Here is a 21,200-nt window from a genome sequence, read left to right as displayed (position 1 = left end):
GCCCAACAAAAAATAGAATAGCTACCTGGTTAAACATCTACCGGGTATGCTATCTTATGTGCAGCAAACAATTCTCGCTGAAAAAGGGGCTGGGCGTATAGCCGTCCGCTTGATCATCGTTGATCCAACGTTCGCCGTCTACCAGATAGCGAAACTGATATGTGCCGGGCTTGAGCACAATCGTTTTACTCCAATATCCTTTATTCCGGTACAGGCGCATGCGATGGGCAGCCGGATCCCAGTTGTTAAAATCGCCTACGACAGCCACACTTTCGCGCGCAACCTCGGCTGGCAACTTGAAGGTTACGCTGATGCCGCGACGGGTTTGCTTTTTTTCGATCATGACGCTTCCTGATAAGTTGGAGAACGGCCTTCTGTTCAGGAGACGGATTATAAGATAGGGCATGCTTTCAAAAGTTGCCGCCCTGTCGGTTACCTTGCATGCTACAAGCGCTTTTCTAAAGAAAAGCTAAAATTTTCCCTTCCCCTCACCTATCCCGGTGCAGCATCATCACGACGGCAATCGTCTGCGCACCTGCTTAAAGAAAACGTCATCGCCCAGCAATTGCAATACCAGACCTTGTTCCAGGCGCGTTTGAGCCAGATGGTAAAGCACAGCCATAGGCACTTGCTCCATCAAGAGGACCACAATACGCACGCCCGAACGATCATGTCGCCGAGCATAAGCCGCCACACTGACCAGTCCCGGAAATAAGCCACTTTCGACCGCCAGTGTCTTCAGGTTAACCTGCAGGGTGTCAGGCAGGGGGCGTTCCAGATAGCGGCGCATGTTGCGCCCCCAGGTCGAGGTATCGGTCGCAATGCGTTGCAGCAGCAGGGCGTAGGCCTGCGCCGTCCCTCTGGGATAGGTCGCCTGCGCCCGGTCACGTTGGTCCCACAGACTGAGCCCGGATCCCTGCTGTTCAAACTGTTGCGCCAGAGTGCGATGCAGCATTGTATCGCGCACCACTTGCCGGGTTAATCTGTAGGGGGCCCTGCCGTATTGCTGCACCACTGGAAGGGCATGCCAGCTTAGAAACAACCCGAGCACAGGCAGCGGCGGTTCAAGGGCAGGTACGCCCAGTCGTTCTGGTAATTTCGACAGGGCAGACGGCCCCAGCCGCAGCAGCAGATAGTCGTGGGCAGCCGGGTCATTTCCTTGCAGCAAAAGGTGCATGACCTGCTCCAGGCGCAACGAATCGTCTGCTGCCAGGAGTGTCAGCGCATGCTGGTGGATCTGTGCGCCCAGCGACGGCAGCACGTACCGATCAAGTGTGCGGCGAGCTACCCGTTCCTCTGGATTCAGTTTTCCCTGTTGGACGGCTTGCACATATCCGGCCAGCAGCAGCAAACGTGGCAGTCCGGCGACGGGCCGCGCCACGTCTGCCTGAAAGTACAGCCCGGAATCTGGCGCCTCCAGGTCGAATGCTACCAGAGAAACCGTATGCGGCTGCCCGGCCAGGTAGTCAACCAGATCCTGGGGACTGCGTAGCGTTTCAGCCAGCGCGCGCCCTTCGCGCATGGCGCGCAGGTTTTCCAGCATAACGCTAAACGTATCCCGGTAGCGCAGTACAACAAAGGCGATCGCCAGCACGAGCAGTCCGCTGGCAATGAGCAGGTGCCGCTTCAGATTGATTCCGGTCATGCTGCTAAATCTACCATCGCTGCTGGCTAAAGTAAAAAAAGGGCGGCGGCATCAGAGGGCACCGCCGCCCTGATCTGTTCGCTCAGGCCGATTCCAGCTCTTCGGCCCGCAGCACCCGTGGATAGCGAATCTGCTCCACGAGCGTCTGCACCTCCTTCGGCGGAGGCGGCGTGCGCAGCGAGACCAGAATCGTCACGATAAAGTTCAGAATCATGCCAATCGTGCCCACACCCTGCGCATTGATGCCCAGGAAGGTGCTCAAAATAGGCTCTTCGAGCCCCAGCACCCGGTCGGCGCGCATCAGCACAATCAGCGTGAAGGTAAAGATCAGGCCGGTCAGCATGCCCGCGATGGCCCCTTCCTTGGTGCACCGTTTCCAGAACACGCCCAGCACAATAATCGGGAAGAAGCTGGAGCAAGCCAGCCCAAAGGCAAAGGCCACAACCTCCGCCACAAAGCCCGGTGGGAAGATGCCCAGCAGTCCAGCAATCACGACACCTACAAAGATCATGACCCGGGCAACTGTCAGCTTCACGTGATCGGGTGCGCTGGGGTTGATGATCTGGCCATAGATGTCATGCGCCATGGCCGAGCCGATGACCAGCAGCAGTCCCGAAGCGGTCGAAAGCGCTGCGGCCAGTCCACCGGCTGCCACTAATCCGACCACCCAGGCCGACAGGTTGGCGATTTCTGGCGTGGCCAGCACAATGATATCACGGTCAATGGTGCTGAGCAGCGCGGCTGCTGTCATGCCTTCGCTCCACTCGCTCGTGCGAATCAGCCCTGTTTGCGCCCAGTTCTGAACCCAGCTCAGGTCGAGCATGCCGGTCGGCCCCAGCTCACTAAACGCGTTCAGAATGTAGTAGCGTGCAAACATGGCCACGGCTGGCGCTGTCAGATACAGCAGTCCAATGAAGAACAGCGCCCAGAAAGCCGACCAGCGCGCGTCTACCACGCGCCGCACGGTGTAAAAGCGTACAATGACGTGCGGCAGGCCAGCCGTTCCTGTCATCAGCGCAAACGTCACGCAGAAGACGTTCAGCATGTCCCAGCTTCCCTTGAACGGCTGGCTGTAGAGGTTGCCAACGAGTTCATACTGAAGCTGGTCCAACTGAGGCAACACCTTTCCCAGCGCCAACTGGGGCAGCGGAATGCCCGTGAGCGTGTAGGCAATGGCGAAGGCCGGGATCAAGTAGGCGATGATCAGTACGGTATACTGGGCTACCTGGGTCCAGGTGATCCCTTTCATGCCGCCCAGCACGGCATAGAGCGAGACAATCGCCATTCCAATGATGACCCCCCAGACGATATCCACCTGCAGGAAACGGCTAAAGACCACGCCCACGCCGCGCATTTGCCCGGCCACGTACGTGAAGGAAACGAACAGGGCAGCAATAGCGGCTACCACACGGGCCGCATTGGAGTAGTAGCGCTCGCCGACAAAGTCGGGCACCGTAAACTTGCCAAACTTGCGCAGGAACGGTGCCAGCAGCACGGCCAGCAACACATAGCCTCCGGTCCATCCCATAAGGTAGACCGCTCCGTCATAGCCCATGAACGAAATCAGCCCGGCCATGGAGATAAAGCTGGCCGCACTCATCCAGTCGGCGGCAACGGCAGCGCCGTTCGCAATGCTGGGAATTCCCTGGCCAGCTACGTAAAAGCCGGCTGTGTCCTTTACGCGGCTCCAGATGGCGATTCCGATATAGACGGCGAATGTAATCGCCACCCAGAAGAAAGTCCAACCGATAATGCTCATGGCTCGTGTCTCCGGATTGGTTCAACGGGAGCCTTTCAGTGCGCCTGCGAAGGCGGTGCGGTCGTACCCGCCTCTTCCTCGACCCCTGCAGCTCGGTCCAGCTTGCTCATCATGATGGCGTAAGCCAGAATCAGCAGGATGAAAATCATGATGCTTCCCTGCTGCGCCATCCAGAACCCCATCGGGACGCCCGCAATTTTCAGCGTGTTGAGCGGCTCGACGAGGAAGATGCTGAGCACGTACCCGACGAAAAACCAGACAACCAGTAGCCAGGCGGTACGCTTGCGCACTTCCCGCCAGTACGTTTTGCGATCCATTTGCTCCATGGCTTCCTCCCCAGAGGTTGGTTAGAAAAACAGGAACACGGTGAAATTGCCTCGAACGTTCGTAACGGTCTCCGTATCGCCTATGGGTTTGTAGCGCGCGTCAAAGCGGCGGGCATAGGCCGCCGAGGTTATTTCCAGCTCAAAGGCAAAGCGAACCGCTCCGTGATTCAGGTTCAGGCGGGGCGCCAGCCGCCAGAGTTGTTTTATGTTCGGTCCACGCACGGCTGTAGCCATCACGGGTCCGTCCAGGTCCCCGTTGGCTCCCTGGTTGACGAGATAGCCCACGAACAGGCCCGGGGCGACCTGTCCGGTCCCATCAATGTCTATCCAGCCTGAGAGCACCTGCAGTGGTTTGAAGGCTCCGGCGTAGTAATCCCCCTGTCGCTGCGCACTGGGGGCATACACGTATCCGCCTGTCATCAGATGATCGGTCAGATCGCCGCCGTAGGTTACCTTGCCCCGCAGCATTGCATTTTTCCCTGCTAGCGTGAAGTAAGCTTGCGCGGCCCATGCAAAGAAGCGGTCGCCGGTTGCTACGGGCCGTAATGACTTCAGGTAGGTGCCGGCTCCTATAACACTGCCTCGCTGGCCGAGCAGTTGGAGATGCGCGTGCACCGCCGGCAGCGCGGCCATCTGCTGCTGCTTGACTCCGGAAATGCCATTAAAGCTAATGTCCCGGAACGCATCGCGCTGCCAGGCCAGGGCGCCGATGAAGCGAACGCCCTGTCCTTTCAGCGTAGCTCGAATCTGCGGCTGGCGGGCGAAAGGTTGGAAGGGAGCGCCGGTTGTCGTAGCTACCGTTCGTGGAAAAGCCGCCAGCGTAAACAGAGGGGACCACTCCTGGCCGAACAGCAGTTCAGCCTGATCCCAGATAAGCCGCACGAAGCCGCGCCGCAGGCGGAAGGTGCTTTCAAGCCCATTATTGGGCCCGAAGAAGTCGGCCTCAAAATAGCCTGTCACCTGCGCTCCCAGCGCCTGTGGGAGCTCCCCTATATTCAGCCGCAGGCGCGAAAAGAACACAAACGCCCCAAAGTTGTCCGTTTCTGTGGCCTCGGATCGGGGCAGCGGAAACAGGTGAAATTCTCCTTCGCGGGCCGCAGCTACCTGCCGCGTGTCGTACAGATACTCTGCTTTAATGAACCCGCTGAGTTTGAACGACTGGGCCCAGAGGGTCAGTGGGGTTGCCAGAAACACCAGAAGCAGGCTGAAACCCCGGCTTCTGCCTGGCGTACGATGTTTGAAGCGTCTCATGAGTCACCTCCTTGGTTTGGTTCTCGCGGGGAGGGACTCGTCTAAACGCACGGCGCTCCGCGGGTGGCCGCCCCCCTCCCCCATAGGGCGGCCACCAGGATGCGGAGTCCGTGCACCTACCTAACGGCGCCCGGTTCGACGGTTGGCGGCCTCGCAACCGGGCGCCGTTTTACGTGCCCCCTCAGCGGTTGAGCCGATTCTGCACCAGTTCCTCAACGACCGACGGATCGGCCAGTGTGGACGTATCCCCCAGGTCCTGGTATTCGTTCGCGGCAATCTTGCGCAGGATGCGGCGCATGATCTTACCGGAGCGCGTTTTGGGAAGCGCTGGGGTAAACTGCAGCAAATCAATCGTGAAAATGGGCCCCAGCACCTTCCGCACATGCTGAATCAATTCCTGGCGGAGCTGGTCACTTGCCGCATAGCCTGCTTTGAGCGTTACAAAGGCATAAATGCCCTGCCCTTTGATTTCGTGCGGATAGCCTACCACGGCTGCTTCGGCCACCGCCTCGTGCAGCACAAGCGCACTTTCGATTTCAGCCGTACCCAGTCGGTGGCCGGACACGTTAATCACGTCATCGACCCGGCCTACGATCCAGTAGTAGCCGTCCTCGTCCCGACGCGCTCCGTCTCCCGTAAAGTACTTGCCCGGGAAACGCGTGAAGTAGGTCTGCACAAATCGATCATGCGCCCTGTAGACGGTGCGCATCTGGCCTGGCCACGAGTCAAGAATGACCAGCATGCCATCGGCTGTGCCTTCCAAGATATTTCCGTCGTTGTCCACGATGGCCGGCTGCACCCCAAAGAACGGCAACGTAGCCGAACCCGGCTTGAGCGGCGTAGCACCGGGCAGTGGCGTGATCATAATTCCGCCCGTTTCGGTCTGCCACCAGGTGTCCACAATCGGGCAGCGCTCTTCGCCCACCACGCGGTAATACCAGAGCCAGGCTTCCGGATTGATCGGTTCTCCGACCGTTCCCAGCAACCGAAGCGACTTTCGACTTGTTTTTTTCACCCACTCATCTCCTTCGCGCATGAGCGCCCGAATAGCTGTGGGCGAAGTGTACAGAATGTTCACCTGGTACTTGTCCACCACCTGCCAGATGCGCGAGGGATCTGGATAGGTGGGCGTTCCTTCAAAAAGCACTTCCGTTACGCCATTGGCCAGGGGACCATAGACAATGTAGCTGTGCCCCGTGATCCAGCCAATGTCAGCTGCACACCAGTAGATGTCGCCCTCGTGATAGTCGAAGACAAACTGATGCGTGAGCGAAGCATAGACCAGATATCCACCGGTTGTATGCACCACGCCTTTCGGTTTACCGGTCGAGCCCGACGTGTAGAGGAAAAAGAGGGGGTCTTCCGCATCCATCACTTCGGGAGGGCACTCGGCCGAGACCGTCTGAATCTCTTCATGATACCACCGATCCCGGCCTTCCACCCAGTTGATGTCGCCCCCGGTGCGGCGCACCACCAGCACTGTCTTGACATCCGGGCAGCGTTCCAGCGCCTGGTCGGCATTGCGCTTCAGGGGCACGCGCCGTCCGGCCCGCAGCCCTTCGTCCGCTGTGATCAGGTAGGTGGCTTCGCCATCCAGGATGCGGTCAGCCAGGGAATCGGGGGAGAAACCGGCAAAGACCACCGAATGGATGGCCCCGATCCGCGCGCAGGCCAGCATCGCATAGATGGCCTCCGGGATCATGGGCAGATAGATCGTTACGCGGTCGCCTTTCTTGACGCCATGCTTTTTCAGCACGTTGGCCAGCCGGCAGACTTCTTCATAAAGCTGGCGGTACGTGATTGCCTTGCCCTCCTCATCCGGATTGTCCGGCTCCCAGTAGAAGGCCACCTGGTCGGCCCGTTTTTCCAGATGCCGGTCAATACAGTTGTACGCGGCATTTAGCTTGCCGCCCTCGAACCAGCGAATGTAGAGATTCGAGGGATCAAACGAGGTGTTTTTGACCGTATGAAACGGCTCGAACCAGGTAATGCGTTGCGCCTGCTCGCGCCAGAAGCCTTCGGGATCTTTAATGGAGCGCTCGTAAAGTTCCCGATACTGCTCCATTGAGCTGATGAAAGCCCTTTTGCGAAACGCTTCCGGTGGCTCGAAGACCAACCCGCGCCCCGAATAGGCTGCTGTAGCGTTGACCGGTTCCTGAACACCCATGGCTCCTTGCACTTTTTATTCCCGTAGAAGAATAAATAGCAATTTCATCCTGACTCCGCCGCCCTGCTCCCCTTGAAGGATCTGTGAGATGTAATAAAAAATTTTTGCAAGAAATGCAAGAGGGAATATTATATTCTTTTAAGGGAATATAATAGCTATGACCGCACTGCCGGCAATACCAGGCGAAGCCGGTGGCCGTCTGCCTCGCTCTGCACCCAGAGATCTGCCTCGTGCCAGGATAGCACTTCGGCAAGCGTGAGCGACAGGCCCTGCTCATCCAGCGACAGCGTCTGCGTCAGCCATCGCTGCAACCGCTCCGGCTGCAGGCGCCGTCCCTGCCATTGCAGCTCAATCCAGACCAGTCCATCACCCGTCGTAGCCGAAAGGGAACAGCTTGCGCCTGTTCTAACAAGCTGACGCAATTGTCGTCCCAGGCGCTCCCAGAGCTGGCGCCAGAGCCGACGGTCTGCCCGCACCATAATGAGCAGGTTATGGCCCGCTTCGATCTGCACGCTGAGCATCTGCTGCGCCAGAGCGTCTGCCATCATCTGAAGCAGCTCCCCGACTGCCATACACTCCAGCGGCCAGTGGGTCTGCACATACCGGGTATAGGCCGCAACCGTGGTCTCCAGCAGCCGGGTCAGCGCTTCTGTCTGCTCCAGAATGATGTGCTGAAACTGCGCGGCCAGGTCCGGGGCCATATCTGGATAGGCGGTGAGCGTCTCAATAGCAGCCCGAATGTTCGCCACCGGCCGGCGCAACCCTTCCAGCAATTGCCGCAACAGCAAGGGTTGCCAGTCGCTTGCCTGCGCATGGACCGGCTGAAGCTGCACGACAAAGCCTGCCGAGGCCAGCGGCCATGCCTGAACCGCCAGAAGCTGGCCCGTAGCGCCTCGGACGTGACACGCGGCCTCCCCAGGTGGCCAGGAAAGACCTGCCAGCAACGCCGGTAGGCTACAGTCTGACAGATCTGCTACCGGTACAGCCAGCCACTGCCGGGCTCTCTGATTCGCCCACGCTACCCTTCCTTCCGCATCACAAATAACCACCCCTACCGGCAGGGCCTCCAGGGCAGCTGCCAGTCTATCTGTTTCAGGTGTTTTCAAGGCTTCCCTGCTTCGCCAGATCGGTTCAACAGGTGATGCACCGTATGCATGACGTCGCGAATGGCAAACGGCTTGACAATGTAGGCATCGGCACCAACAGCCCGCCCTTTCTCCAGGTCAGCCTCTCGTCCCCGCGCTGTTACCAACACCACCTTAATGGCCTTTTTATCCGACCGCGCTTTCAGCCGCTGGCATACTTCAAAGCCACTCATGCCCGGCAGCATGACGTCCAGCAATACCAGATCGGGTGGCGTCTTCCGACAGGCTTCCAGGGCAGCTTCACCGTCTTCGACTACCTCCACCCGATAGCCTTCTTGCTCCATCAAAAAGCGCAGAGACAGCGCGATGCTGGGCTCGTCTTCGACAATCAACACATAGGGCGTCCGGCTTGTCGTCATCGTCCGTTAAATATCCAGCTTGGAAGTATCTTGCAGGCGTTGGGGCGTACCGTCAGATTCCGGCAAACGCGGCAACGTAAACGAAAACGTGGCACCCGCGCCCGGTTCGCTTTCCACCCAGATGCGGCCATGGTGATACTGCACAATGCGCTGCGCAATGGCCAGGCCCAGCCCTGTTCCTGGTGGACGCTTGCCCGCACTCGTGTGCACCTGCCGGAATTTATCAAAAATCGTTGCCTGATCCTCCGGTGCAATGCCCGGTCCATTATCTTCTACGTCTACCTGCACGCGGTCTGGCTCCACAGTCAGCCGAACAGCAATCCGCCCCTCCTCTGGATTGCAGAATTTAACCGCATTTGATAGCAAGTTCAGCACCACCTGCACCAACTGGTCACGGTCGCCCAGCACGTAGCAGGGGGTCTCCGGCACCGAAACCCTCAGGGTAATCCTGTTGAATTGCACGTGCGGCTGAATTGCCTCGACCGCTTCCTCAATCACCTCCTGCATGCGCACCGGCTCCAGATTCAGCTCCATCACACCCGACTCCAGCTTTTGCAACGTCAGCACCTGATTGATCAACCGCGTTAGCCGCTCCGCTTCTTTGATGATAATTCCCAGAAACTCCTGCCGCTGCGCTTCGGGCAACCCTGGATTGGCATGCATAATCTCACTGAAGGCCCGAATCGACGTCAGCGGCGTGCGCAGCTCATGCGTAATGGTGGAAATGAACTCATCTTTGAGTCGGTCCAGCTCTTTCAGGCGTTCATTGGCTTCCTGCAACTCCTTCGTGGCCCGTTCCAGCTCAGCCGACTTACGCTCCAGTTCATGGCTATAGGCGATAACTTGTTGCGTCTCGTCCAGAATGTCCATCACTTCGCGCAGGCTTAGCGGCTCTTCTTTCACCACCGAGGCAATCAGCACCCGGGCCGACGCTGATCCAATCGCACCGGCCAGCAGGCGCTCAGCGTGCTGCACCACCTCGGCCGTAGCCGTCACCGTATTGGCCCCCTGCGCCAGCACCGGCCGCAGCGCCTCATCAGCCTGCCGCTTCCCCAGAAACCGGCGCAGCAACTGCTGCAAATCGGCCACGTAGGCCGTTCCCCGCCAGGTAGCCTCGCCGGGACGCCCGGACAACCGGAACACGTCCACAAAAGCCCGCGCCTGCAGCAGCTCTTCTACCCGCTGCTGCGTAAATAACGATACGCCTACATACAGGCCTACGTTGAAAAGCAAACTCCAGAACAGGGCATGCGCAATCGGATCAAACCCTTCCAGCCCAAAAAGCTGGTACGGACGAAGCCAGCCGATTCCCCAGGGCCCTTCTTCAATGAAAGACACCGGCAGCAGCCCGGCATCGACCAGAGAGGGCAGCGGCAGCGTATAGCCCCAGATCAGAAAACCGGCCAGCAGGCCGCAGAGTGCCCCGGCACGCGTTCCGCGACGCCAGTACATTCCTCCCAGGATCGCCGGAGCAAACTGCGCCACTGCCGCAAAGGAAATCAACCCAATGGATACCAGGGCGTAAGCATGCGCAATGACGTGAAAGTACAGGTAGCTCAGCACCAGTACCAGCACAATTCCTCCGCGACGAATACCCAGTAGCAACCCGGTAAGCCGCCCACGCTGCGCCAACCGCAAAAACCGGATCCGCAGTAGAATGGGCATGATCAGATCATTGCTGATCATGGTGCTGAGCGCTACCGTGGCCACAATAACCATGCTGGTAGCGGCCGAAAACCCGCCGATGAACGCCAGCAGTGCCAGCAGCTCCTGTCCATGAGCCAGCGGCAGCGCCAGTACAAACATATCGGCATCAACCTGCCCCCCGGGAAATGCCATTAGACCGGCCAGGGCAATAGGCAACACAAACAGATTAATAAGCCACAGGTACAGGGGAAACAACCAGATCGCTTTACGAAGATGCCGTTCGTCTACATTTTCAACTACGGCCACCTGAAACTGGCGCGGCAGAAACAGAATCGCCAGCATGGCCAGAAGCGTCATCCAGAACCACTGGCCGTAGGCACCCGGGCCCAGCGCCTCTTCCATGGTCAGCAATCGCCGAAGCTCCGGACGTGCCAGCGCATGGCCAAATAGATCGGCCGGTCCATTGTACAGGCCAAAGGTTACAAACAGGCCCACCGCCACAAAGGCCGGGAGCTTGACCAGCGATTCAAAGGCTATGGCCGCCACCAGTCCTTCATGCCGCTCCGTCGCATCCAGATGTCGCGTCCCGAACAGAATGGAAAACAGCGCCAGCGCCAACGTTACGTAAAGCGCCGTATCATCCAGAAAACTTTCGGTAGGAGCGGGCATAGGACGCCCGCTCAACACCTGGAAGCTTACCGAAATGGCTTTGAGTTGCAGCGCAATGTAAGGGACCCCGCCCGTTACAGCGATCACAGTAACCAGGGCGGCCAGTCCGCTACTTTTGCCATACCGAGAGGCAATAAAGTCGGCAATAGAGGTGATGCGATAGACCTTGCTGATGCGTATCATCTTTCGCAGCACCATCCACCACAGCACGGCCGTCAGCGTAGGCCCCAGATAAATCGGGAGATAGCCTACGCCACTGCTGGCTGCACGCCCCACACTTCCGTAAAAGGTCCAGGCCGTGCAGTAAACAGCCAGCGAAAGCGCATAGATGTACGGGCTACTGATAATGCTTCGCCCCTGCTCGGCGCGCCGGTCGCCATAAGTAGCAATGGCGAACAGCAGCCCGATGTACAGCAGCGCAAGGAGAAAAATGTAGCCGCCCGGCAGCATGGCTCAGGGATTCTCTTCGGTAGGCGGCGACCGCCGCCCTTCCATCAGCCATACAAGCAGCCCGATGATCACCCCCCATGTACCGTAAAGGTACAGGTAGAGCACAGGAACCCCGAGCACCAGGTGATCCTGGCTAAAGAGCGAAAGCAGGGGAAAATTCATCAGCAGCAGGCCCAGTACAAACAGGGCTACAAGGCGCGCGCGGGTCATGATTGCTTGATGGCTCCGTCTACGCGAGCTTCTACGCTTCGGCACAGCAGCAGAAACAGGCCCGCCAGCGAGGGGTCGGCAAGGCGGTAGTGCACGTGCACCCCTTCCCGCCGCCGATGCACCAGCCCTTCACGGGCCAGTTGATTTAGATGCTTGCTCACGCTGGGCTGCCGAACCCCCAGAGCATCTACCATTTCCTGCACGCTCAGCTCACCTCGGGTGCGCAGCAAGTTCAGCAACCGTAGCCGAACCGGATCGCCCAGCACCCGTAACCGACGAACTACCGGTTCTAGCAGCGCTTCCGGTACCAGTGGAGCCTGCTCTGCCACCATGATCAGGGGACTTCCTTTCCTACTTGCAACAAATATTTGTTTCTATCTTACAGCGGAACAGGCCGAAAATCAAATGCGGCGGCATGATGCCGTTTTCTCGCCGCTTCTGGAAAACTTACGTTGTCCTGGCCCTGCTGGGGCTATCGCTGCTGGCTGCCCCCAACGTGATCTGGTGGCTGAGCGCAACACCATCAGAGCGGACCTGGCTGCTTTCGCGCTATCCTTTCCTGTTGGTACTGGTGGTGCTCGTCCTGGGAGGCATCTATGCCCTCTGGCTCCATGTGTATCAGACGCATGTGCGCCCCATCAAGCAGCTTACAGACGCATTGCATCAGGTCCTGGCCGGCCATCCGCTTCCTCCCCTTACGCCGGCAACGACGCCTGAACTTAAACAATTGCAGGAGGCTGTGGAGGAACTGGCCCGCCGCCATCGCTTTCAGCCGTCCGCCTCTTCTTCCAGCTACGCCCACCATGAACGCAAGGTGCTGGCCTCCTTACTGGGAGACCTGCCCGAAGCCGTCCTGGTATGCCGAGCATCCGGTCAAATCCTCCTCTACAACGAAGCAGCCCGCCGCCTGCTGGAATCACCTGAGCAGCCGGGGACCATTGGCCTGGGGCGCTCGATCTTTCACTGCCTCGACCGTGAGCTCATCGCCTTTGTTCTGGACGAGCTGGCTTATCAAATCCGTCGTCCGCAGCCTCACCCTGCGGTGCATTTTGCTACCTTTTTGCCATCTGGCCACTTCGTGCAGGGGCGCGCAACTCCAATTCAGGACCCAGTCCATCGGCTCGATACCTTTGTGCTGCTGCTGCGTCCGCTGACGCCCGCCTCCCGTCCGCTTGAAACCATCCGCGGCGTTGACCTGCTGCAAGCCTTACGCAGGCGCTTGGCCCAGGAAGCTGGCGTTTCGCTGCAGCTCAAGGGAGCTGCCCATGCGGCCTGGATGCGCGTATGCTTGCCCGATGCCTTTGAGCTGCTCTATCAACTGGTCTATCAATTGCATCAAGAAACGTCCTGCACGCAGCTAAGCGCCCGCATTGCGTCAGACAACGCGCAGGTACACCTGTGGCTTCAGCCGCTTGATGGGAGTTTTCTCCACCCCAAACGGGTGATGGATTATGTCCAGGCCGATTCGTTTCAGACCCTGCTGCAAACCCACCAGGCCACCTTGCAGGTTGAGGACAAGACCCTGCATCTGGTCTTCCCGGCTGCTGCTCCTTCACATGCAGGTGCAGCGCGTGCCCTGTTGGCCGGTCCGCTGATTATCAACCGCCCCATTTACGCCGACTTTTCGTTGCTAGAAACCCCGGCAACGACGCCGCTTGACGACCGGCCCCTGCGCAGCCTGCTCTACACCGTCTTTGACACCGAAACAACAGGCCTGCACCCGGAGCAGGGGGATGAAATCGTTGCCATTGGCGCTGTGCGCATTGTGGGCGGCCGCATTCGCCGCGAAGAAACCTTTGACCAACTGGTTAATCCGCGTCGTCCCCTTTCGCTGAACGCGGTGCGCGTGCACGGCATCCAACCGGCTTTGCTGCAGGACAAGCCTTCTATTGAAGAGGTGCTGCCTCGATTTTATCGCTTTGCTCAGGACACGGTGTTGGTCGGGCATAACGTAGCCTTTGATTTACGATTCATTCGCGAGAAAGAAAAGACGTTAGCCATACGCTTTGAGCAACCGGTGCTCGACACCATGCTGCTGGCAGCCGTGGTCGATCCGGAACGCCAGCACTACGGGCTCGATGAACTGGCGGCCACCTTTGGGATTGAGCCCATCGGGCGCCACTCTGCTCTGGGAGATGCCCTGATTACGGCCGAGCTTTTCCTGCGGCTGCTGCCGCTGCTTGAGCAGCGCGGCATTCACACGTTGCGCCAGGCGCGCGCCGTCTCTCAGCAAACGCGCCTGGCCCGCACGCGTTATGGACGCATTTCCTGAAGAGGCGGCGCTGGCGCGTTCCACGCTATCTGCGCGGCCCCTGCTTCTCGATCCTGCTGGATACGTCGCATGAGTTCATCGGTAGCATTGGCGTAATCCCGTGCGCCGCGGGCGTGCGGCTCCCGCGTAAACACTGTAGAGCCGTCTTCGAACGAACGAGCCAGCGAGGCGCTGGTGCGGATAACTGTCTCCAGCACGCGATCCCCATAGCGCCGCCGCAGATAACGCCGGTAGAGCAGATGGGCCCGTTTACGGGCATCTACCTGGGTAAAGAGAAAAAGGGGTGGGAAAAGCGTCGGGTTCAGCTTTTTGCGCACCAGTTGTACGGTCTGGGCCGTCTGCTCAGCGCCAAGCACGGGCTGATATTCAGGCGTTACCGGCACAAGCACATGCTGGCTGGCGACCAGAGCGTTCAAACTGTAAACCGTAATAGCAGCCGCCGTGTCAAAAATGACCACATCATAATCCAGCCCGCTCTGCTCCAATGCCTCTTTGGTCCAGAGCACATCGGTGGGCCGGTTGAGCTGACGCATCACGCGCGTCATAGCCGTTGAGGAGGGAAGCAGATCGAATCCCCCTACCGAATGGCGACGTACCTCTCGCAACGAAATCGACGGATTGAAGAGGGCGAGCACCGAATCCTCTTCAGGGGGTTCGGGGACCCCCATGACCCGCGTCAGAAATCCCTGAGGATCTAGATCAATGACCAGCACGCGACGACCGCTGAGCCCCAGCGCCGCCGCCAGATGAATCGCTGTTGTGGTTTTGCCGGTACCTCCTTTATGATTGCAGACGGTCAGGGTTATCATGCGCGATCAGTTCACTGACATTGCTTAGATCATGCAAATTAGGCTTCAGGCCTGGCCCTGTCAAATACCGCACCGTCCCCTCTGGGGCTTTGCTCTGCTCAGCGGCATGCTCCTGGGGCTCAGTTTTCCCCCTGTGCCAGTGCCCGGGCTGGTGCTCAGCGCATTGGTGCCGCTTCTGCTTGCCCTGGAACGGGTGCGCACGCCCGTGCAGGCCCTGCAGGCAGGCATGATAACCACGTTGGTCTGGGTCGGTCTGGCGCTGCACTGGACGCTCAAGCATGCCATAGCCGCGGCAGCTTTTGCCGCTGCAGTTGGTCTGATCTGCCTGGCATTGCTCATGGCAGGGCCTGCGGCGATAGCAACAGCAGTTCGGCTGCGCCGAGGACAGCCGGTTGCCCTGGCGGCCTTTGTGCTGAGCTGGGCGGCACTCGAAGCCCTGCTTACCTATGGCCCCCTCCCTTTTCCCTGGCTCCAGCTTGGCTACGCCACGCTGCCCTTGCCCTTGCTGGATGGACTGATCGCTGCGGTGGGTACGCCTGGCCTGTCGCTCTGGGTGCTGGGCACCAATGTTCTGGTCTACGCCCTGCTGCGCATGCGTCGCCTGCTAAGCATGGGCCTGCTGCTGGGATGGCTGGTGCTCCCTTTGCTATTTCCCGGCCCTTCTCGGCCTGCTCGACCTCCAGTGGTGCCGCTACTGGTCGTGCAACATGGCATTCCAGCTCCTGCCTGGGACGAGATGCCAGGACCCGACCGGCTGGCTCACCTGCTGCATCTGACCGAATCGGCACTGGACACTGCCTCCGTGCAACCGCTTTTGATCCTCTGGCCCGAAACTGCCTTGCCTGACACGACCCTACTTGGCCGGCTCCGCAACTGGGTTGCCCGGACCCAGCTTCCCTTGCTGACCGGCGCCATTGTACCGACTCATAGTCCCGCGTCTCGCTTTGCGTACACTAACAGCGCTTTGCTGTTGGTGCCAGATGCTCCTGTTGCGCGCTATGATAAGCAGCGGCTTGTGCCCTTTGCCGAGCAAGTGCCGCTGGTTGATATCTTTCCAACCCTGCAGGTACTGGCCGTACCTGCCGGGGGAGTAGCCGGCTATCAGCCCGGCCAGGCACCGGCCCGTTTTCGGGTAGGTCCCCTTCGTCCGGGCGTACTTATCTGCTTTGAGAGCTTTTTCGGGAACCTTGCCCGTCGCTCGGCCGAAGAAGGGGCAAACCTGCTGGTAGTGCTCACGCAGGATGGATGGTGGGGGCGCGGTCCGGTCTACTGGCAGCATGTACAGGCTGCCCGCCTGCGCGCTATTGAAACGGGCCGTGCGGTCGTGCAAGTAGGCGCCGATGGCCTGACAGCCCTGGTGCTTCCTTCGGGACGCATAAGGCACTCCCTCCCCCTGCACCAGGCGGCTGCCCGTTTGATCCAGGTTCCCCTTTACGCGCAGGTTACCCCCCTGGTAAAAACCGGCGACTGGCTGACGCCCACCCTCCTGCTGAGCTTACTACTGCTGTTCGGGTGGACTTTCTTACCAAAACGGCGATGAAACTACGCGTTCCTCTTATTCTCGCTTCGCGGTCACCACGGCGCCGGAAGCTGCTTGCGCAGCTCGGACTCGACTTTGAGGTGCACCCGAGCGATCTGGACGAAAACGCTACAAATCACCGATTGCCCGAGCAACTGGTGGAACAACTGGCGCTGGAAAAGGCGCGCACCGTGGCAGCCCGTTTTCCAGAGGCCCTCACGCTGGGTGCCGATACCATTGTCGTGCTTGATGGCATGGTACTTAACAAGCCCGCCGACGAAGCCGAAGCGCGCGCTATGTTGCGCCGCCTGAGCGGCCGTACGCATACGGTCTACACCGGCGTTGCCCTGGTGCATCCCGCCAGCCAGCGCGAACTGGTAGATTACGAAGCCACGCACGTAACATTCGCTCCCTTGAGTGACGCCGAAATCGACGCCTATGTAGCCACTGGCTCCCCCCTTGACAAAGCCGGTGCCTATGGCATTCAGGATGACTATGGCGCCGTCTTCATTCGCCGCATTGAAGGCGACTACTACAACGTAGTAGGGCTGCCCCTACATCGTCTCTACCGGATGCTCCGCAACCATTTTGCAGACCTGATTGAAGACTGACCCATGCCGGCTCCCATTCGGGTGCTACTCATCCAGGCACGCCGCCTTCCTGAAATCGAGCGGCAGGAACAGCGGTGTTTTCTGGAATGTGGTCGCCTGCATCCGACCCAGCTTCGCTGCGTAAACGTCACGCGCGACATGCTGCGCATCGAGTTGCTCGACCACATCGACGCCGTGCTGATTGGGGGATCCGGTGAATTTTCAGCCGTCGAGCAGTATCCATGGACGGAGGCGCTCCAGCATCTCCTGCGCGCCGCGGCCGACCGTAAGCTGCCGATGTTTGGATCGTGCTGGGGCCATCAAATGCTGGCCGTTACCTTTGGGGGTCAGGTCGTGCGCGACCCGGCACATGCCGAGTTTGGCGTTGGCGAAGTCCATCTAACCCGGGCAGGACACCAGGATCCGGTCTTCGGCCACTTACCCTCGCGTTTTTATGTAAGCATGGGCCACCGCGACCGTGTCGTTACACTTCCTCCCGGCGGCATTGAACTGGCCCGCAATACCCAGCCGTTTCAGGCGTTCCGACTGAAAGACCGACCGGTTTACGGCACGCAGTTTCACAGCGAATTGAACGCGTCCCGCCTCCGCAAACGCCTTCAGGCGTACCACAATCTGTACCTTGACGTGCTGGGCGCTGAAGGCTTGCGCTGCGCTATGCAGACCGAGACAACTCCCACCGTGGATAACCTGATTTATCACTTTTTGCAGACCTACGCAACCCCCTGCTGACAATGGGCGACACAGACAACAGGGTAGAAGGCAAACCCTCCTCCAAACCACTGATAGCTATGCCTGACGTGCAGGAACAAACGCGTACCTCTGAACAGGTCTTCGATGGCTGCCTGCTTAAGGTTTATCGGGACGAAGTAACCCTGCCAGACGGCCGCCATTCGGTTCGCGAATGGATCAATCATCCGGGCGCTTCTGCCGTTGTGCCGCTGTTTCCAGACGGAACCACCGTACTGGTGCGTCAATTTCGCTACCCACCTCGTCGCTTCTTTCTGGAAGTCCCGGCCGGCAAGTTAGACCGCCCGGGCGAAGATCCGGAAGCGGTAGCGCGCCGTGAATTAGAAGAAGAAACGGGCTGGCGCGCTCGCACGCTCATTTATCTGGCTTCGCTTTACCCCTGCATTGGCTACAGCAACGAGATCATCCATTTTTTCCTGGCACGCGATCTGGAACCAGGCCGGCAGCAACTGGCCGAGGGAGAGTGGCTGGACGTCGTACGCATGCCGCTAAAAGAGGCGATTCAGAAAGCGCGGCAGGGGGAAATTGCCGATATGAAATCAACAACAGCCCTGCTGCTCGCTGATGCTTTTCTTCAAAAAAACGGCAAGGTTGTTGGATAATCTGCAGAAGCTACCGTATCTTTGCTAGACCATTTTTCACGACGCAATATGCGCGTACGCTTATGTTTACGTTTTTGATTATTCTAATTACGCTAATAGCAATCCTGCTGGTGCTGGTCGTACTGCTGCAGAGTGGACGCGGGGGCGGGCTGGCTGGTATTGCTGCAGGAGGTGCGCAGCAGGTGCTGGGTGCCCGCCAGGCTCCCGACATTCTGGAAAAAACTACCTGGACGCTGGCTGTCCTCTTTATTGTGCTGTGCATTCTGACGAACTTTACGATCGACACGACCGAGCGCCGCGAAAGCATCATTCAGCAGCGGGCGCAGCAAGAACGGGTCCAGCCTACGTTGCCTCCGGCTGAACAGCCAGCCGTGCCTCCTGCTGAAGCGCCTGCGCCTTCAGGCAACCAGCAGAATGAACAGAACTGAGTTAAGCGAACCGTAGCTTCAGAAAAAGGCGAGGGGCTGTTCCGGTAGGAACAGCCCCTCATCTTTTGAAGATGGCGGCGTGCGCTGGCCTGTAAGCCGAATTCTGTCTGCCCGGAGCGACAGCCGCCATGCCGCTTTCCGGGGAGACCATCATTTATCTGGGACTGCCGTCACCGACAGCCTCAAGCGGCCTACCCGCGCCGCCGCATCGTCCGGCAGACGATGCCTTTCGGCGGGCCACCTTATCCACCACGTGGGTGGTGCGGCGCTGCTTGGCCTTGCACCCCCCGGGGTTTGCCAGCCGCCGCTGTTACCAGCGACGCTGGTGGGCTCTTACCCCACCCTTTCACCCATTGCCTGCGTCCCACCAACGGCGGGACCATCGGCCGGTCTGCTTTCTGTGGCACTTTCCGTCACTGCCCGGTTACCCGAGCAGTGCCCTCCTGTTAGGAGGCGGGGCGCCCTGTGGTGTTCGGACTTTCCTCGCCGCCGCGCGCTTCAAAAGAGCGGGCGACGCGATGGTCCGGCCAGCGCACCGCTGTCATTAATGCATAACGGAATTAAGAAGATCCCGAATTCCCGTTTGCAAAGCCCAGCTCCTGACTCACTTCCTGGAACAGCTCGCTATCCACGATGATGCGCCCTGTATGCTCACAGGCAATGATGCGCTTGCGCTGCCGGATCTCCACCTGTTGCTGCGGAGGTACGGCATAGCCGGCGGCTGCGCCACGCTCCAGCGGCACCACCGCCCGGCCATCCCGATAGCGAGCCCGCAACCGCCTGTAAGCGCGCAGGTAGCGCGGCTCGACTGCCTTTTCCGCTTCAGCCCGCTTAGCCTGCAGCGCTTCCATCTCGTGCTTGGTATCCTCCAACACTTCTTGCAACTCGGCTCGCTTGCTTTTCAGTAACTCCTCCAGCTCTTTCATCCGCACCTCTGCCTCCTGAATCGCTGCAGTGCGTTCTTCCGAAAGCCGCTCCAATTCTTCCAGGCGGGCTCTGGCTGCTTCGATGCGCTGGCGCTGCGCTTCAATTTCTTTAGTCAGCGCATCGTACTCTCGGTTGTTGCGCACGTGGAGCTGCTGCTCTTCGTAGCGTTTGATCAGCATCTCGGCTTCTTCAATGTCCAGCCGAGCCCGCCGACGCTCAACCTCATACTCTTTAAGTTCTCGCTTGTACTTTTCCAGACGCGTCTCCAGCCCGGCCTGCTCATCTTCCAGGTCCCGGATTTCATCGGGCAAATCACCCCGCAACTTCTCCAATTGATCAATCCGGGTGTCGATCAATTGCAGCCGAACCAGCGCCCGCAATTGCTCGGCAATGGTGGCCGACTCCTGCATCGTGGTGGGCATAAGCGATCTCCAGGCTTAGTGGCTCTGTTACCCTGTCTGGTAAGAAACGCTGGCGCCAAGCTAAAGTTTGGTGGACTTTACGCAAACTTCTTGCTCACGTTGGTCGCAATAAAGGTGCGCACGGGCGAAGTGCGCACGGTAGTGCGTCGCCACTCAACGGCCGGAAAGTGTTGTTGCAGCCAATGCTGCAACAGCGTTTCCGTCAGCGCTTCGGTTTCGTAGTGGCCGGCATCAATCAAGGCCATGCGCGGACGCCCTTCGTTGTCCAGCACTTCAAAAAAGCGATGGTAGCTCAGATCAGCGGTTACGTACGCATCGGCTCCGGCTGCCAGCGCGCGACCGATCAGATCCGCGCCCGCTCCTCCGCAGACTGCTACCTTCTGGACAGGCGCCTCCGGATCGCCAACGTACCGCAGACTTTCAGCATGCAGCCGCTCCGCAACGCGACGCAGAAAATCACGCAGCGGCTCCGGTTTATCAAGCTGTCCAATAGCGCCCAGGCCAGCGCGCGTATACGGTTGCTCAACGGGATATACGTCGTAGGCTACCTCCTCGTAGGGATGGGCCGCCCGCATGGCTGCTACCACCCGGGGTAGGTCCCAGCGGGCCACTTCCACTTCCAGGCGGAATTCCTCGGCCGACTCCAGCTTGCCGGGCTCCCCAATAAACGGCCGCGCCATATCCCCGGGTCGAAAATAGCCGGTCCCTGGCGCAGCAAACGCACACGCTTCGTAGTTGCCGATGCGTCCGGCTCCTGCCCGGGCCAACGCCTCACGCACCTGGTCGAAATGGGACGCGGGGACAAAGGTCACCAGCTTGTACAGCGCCTGCTCCATTTTTGCCAGGAATTGTACCTCCTGCAGCCCCAGATGCGTAGCCAGCGCAAACGATACGCCGCCGGGCGCTGCATCCAGGTTGGTGTGGATGCTATACAACGCAATGCCCGAGGCGGCCAGCCGAAGCGCCAGCGCCGAAACCATGCTGCCTGGCGTTAGCTGGCGAAGTGGTCGAAATAGCAAAGGATGATGGGTGATGATAAGATCGGCCTTCACAGCGCGAGCCTCCTCCAGCACAGGCGGCGTCAGATCAAGCGCCAGCAAGGCCCGCTGTACGGTTTGTTCCGGATCGCCCACCTGCAGCCCGACATTGTCGTAAGATTGGGCAGAGCCCGGCGGTGCCCAGGCTTCCAGCGCTTCTGCAATTTCACGAATAGTCGGATAGACCTTCGTCATAGT

Annotated in this window: 20 protein-coding genes and 1 other RNA gene; 6 read left to right on the top strand and 15 right to left on the bottom strand. The window is 59.3% G+C overall.

The genetic code is table 11. The features are described 5' to 3' along the window. Positions 1-49: 49 nt before the first annotated feature. The 11 genes from BUA15_RS00175 to BUA15_RS00125 form a co-directional block, all read right to left on the bottom strand. Entirely contained in the window at positions 50-343 is a 294-nt protein-coding gene (locus BUA15_RS00175) for an isoamylase early set domain-containing protein (protein WP_072713810.1), read from the bottom strand. A 168-nt stretch (positions 344-511) separates the two neighbouring features. Next, the gene (locus BUA15_RS00170) at positions 512-1,645 is read right to left on the bottom strand and encodes a serine hydrolase (RefSeq protein WP_072713808.1); all 1,134 of its coding nucleotides are present in this window, start codon (positions 1,643-1,645) and stop codon (positions 512-514) included. A gap of 82 nt (positions 1,646-1,727) precedes the next feature. Next, on the bottom strand, positions 1,728-3,404 hold the full coding sequence (locus tag BUA15_RS00165; protein WP_072713807.1) for a sodium:solute symporter family protein: 1,677 nt from the start codon (positions 3,402-3,404) through the stop codon (positions 1,728-1,730). A gap of 35 nt (positions 3,405-3,439) precedes the next feature. Further along, positions 3,440-3,730 carry a DUF4212 domain-containing protein gene (locus BUA15_RS00160; RefSeq protein ID WP_072713805.1) on the bottom strand — a complete coding sequence of 97 codons (291 nt, stop codon included), beginning with the start codon at positions 3,728-3,730 and terminating at the stop codon, positions 3,440-3,442. A gap of 21 nt (positions 3,731-3,751) precedes the next feature. After that, positions 3,752-4,981, bottom strand: a complete 1,230-nt coding sequence (locus BUA15_RS00155; RefSeq protein ID WP_072713804.1) for a hypothetical protein — start codon at positions 4,979-4,981, stop codon at positions 3,752-3,754. A 181-nt stretch (positions 4,982-5,162) separates the two neighbouring features. Further along, on the bottom strand, positions 5,163-7,148 hold the full coding sequence (gene acs, locus BUA15_RS00150) for an acetate--CoA ligase (protein WP_072713803.1): 1,986 nt from the start codon (positions 7,146-7,148) through the stop codon (positions 5,163-5,165). Positions 7,149-7,303: 155 nt separating this feature from the next. Next, entirely contained in the window at positions 7,304-8,254 is a 951-nt protein-coding gene (locus BUA15_RS00145; RefSeq protein WP_072713801.1) for a PAS domain-containing protein, read from the bottom strand. Beyond that, complete coding sequence (locus BUA15_RS00140) at positions 8,251-8,652, bottom strand: response regulator transcription factor (RefSeq protein ID WP_072713799.1); 402 nt, start codon at positions 8,650-8,652, stop codon at positions 8,251-8,253. Before BUA15_RS00140 ends, BUA15_RS00145 begins: the two co-directional genes overlap by 4 nt. Before the next feature lie 6 nt (positions 8,653-8,658). Next, positions 8,659-11,418 (bottom strand): sensor histidine kinase, encoded by a 2,760-nt coding sequence (locus BUA15_RS00135; protein ID WP_072713797.1) that lies wholly within the window; start codon positions 11,416-11,418, stop codon positions 8,659-8,661. A 3-nt stretch (positions 11,419-11,421) separates the two neighbouring features. Beyond that, on the bottom strand, positions 11,422-11,628 hold the full coding sequence (locus BUA15_RS00130; RefSeq protein ID WP_072713795.1) for a hypothetical protein: 207 nt from the start codon (positions 11,626-11,628) through the stop codon (positions 11,422-11,424). Next, a complete protein-coding gene (locus tag BUA15_RS00125) occupies positions 11,625-11,960 on the bottom strand; it encodes an ArsR/SmtB family transcription factor (protein WP_072713793.1) in 336 nt (111 codons plus the stop codon). The genes BUA15_RS00130 and BUA15_RS00125 overlap by 4 nt, the downstream gene beginning before the upstream one ends. Before the next feature lie 83 nt (positions 11,961-12,043). Between BUA15_RS00125 and BUA15_RS00120 the strand changes: the two genes are divergently transcribed. After that, a complete protein-coding gene (locus BUA15_RS00120) occupies positions 12,044-13,900 on the top strand; it encodes a 3'-5' exonuclease (RefSeq protein WP_245771859.1) in 1,857 nt (618 codons plus the stop codon). On the opposite strand, the gene BUA15_RS00115 is transcribed toward BUA15_RS00120, so the two are convergent. Then, positions 13,882-14,709: a ParA family protein gene (locus tag BUA15_RS00115; protein ID WP_072713791.1), complete on the bottom strand. Its 828-nt coding sequence runs from the start codon at positions 14,707-14,709 to the stop codon at positions 13,882-13,884. The two genes, BUA15_RS00120 and BUA15_RS00115, sit on opposite strands and share 19 nt — an antisense overlap. Before the next feature lie 31 nt (positions 14,710-14,740). On the opposite strand from BUA15_RS00115, the gene lnt reads away from it, so the two are divergent. The 5 genes from lnt to secG all read left to right on the top strand — a co-directional run bounded on the left by lnt (position 14,741) and on the right by secG (position 18,616). Further along, entirely contained in the window at positions 14,741-16,249 is a 1,509-nt protein-coding gene (lnt, locus tag BUA15_RS00110; RefSeq protein WP_072713789.1) for an apolipoprotein N-acyltransferase, read from the top strand. Further along, a complete protein-coding gene (locus tag BUA15_RS00105; protein ID WP_072713787.1) occupies positions 16,246-16,839 on the top strand; it encodes a Maf family protein in 594 nt (197 codons plus the stop codon). The genes lnt and BUA15_RS00105 overlap by 4 nt, the downstream gene beginning before the upstream one ends. Positions 16,840-16,842: 3 nt before the next feature. After that, positions 16,843-17,568: a type 1 glutamine amidotransferase gene (locus tag BUA15_RS00100; protein WP_072713785.1), complete on the top strand. Its 726-nt coding sequence runs from the start codon at positions 16,843-16,845 to the stop codon at positions 17,566-17,568. Between the two features lie 59 nt (positions 17,569-17,627). Further along, entirely contained in the window at positions 17,628-18,188 is a 561-nt protein-coding gene (locus tag BUA15_RS00095) for an NUDIX domain-containing protein (RefSeq protein WP_072714548.1), read from the top strand. Positions 18,189-18,250: 62 nt separating this feature from the next. Then, a complete protein-coding gene (gene secG, locus BUA15_RS00090; RefSeq protein ID WP_072713783.1) occupies positions 18,251-18,616 on the top strand; it encodes a preprotein translocase subunit SecG in 366 nt (121 codons plus the stop codon). A gap of 76 nt (positions 18,617-18,692) precedes the next feature. Here secG and rnpB read toward each other — a convergent pair. From rnpB to BUA15_RS00075, 3 genes are all read right to left on the bottom strand, one after another. Further along, positions 18,693-19,151: RNase P RNA component class A (gene rnpB / locus BUA15_RS00085), an RNA gene on the bottom strand. Between the two features lie 25 nt (positions 19,152-19,176). After that, positions 19,177-19,965: a zinc ribbon domain-containing protein gene (locus BUA15_RS00080; RefSeq protein WP_072713781.1), complete on the bottom strand. Its 789-nt coding sequence runs from the start codon at positions 19,963-19,965 to the stop codon at positions 19,177-19,179. A gap of 77 nt (positions 19,966-20,042) precedes the next feature. Continuing rightward, positions 20,043-21,197: a Nif3-like dinuclear metal center hexameric protein gene (locus tag BUA15_RS00075; protein WP_072713780.1), complete on the bottom strand. Its 1,155-nt coding sequence runs from the start codon at positions 21,195-21,197 to the stop codon at positions 20,043-20,045. Between the last annotated feature and the right edge of the window lie 3 nt (positions 21,198-21,200).

The sequence above is a fragment of the Rhodothermus profundi genome (genome assembly GCF_900142415.1).
Classification (GTDB): Bacteria; Bacteroidota; Rhodothermia; order Rhodothermales; family Rhodothermaceae; genus Rhodothermus; species Rhodothermus profundi.
The sequence above is the reverse complement of the archived record's forward strand: the minus strand, read 5'-3'. Positions and strand labels throughout refer to the sequence as shown.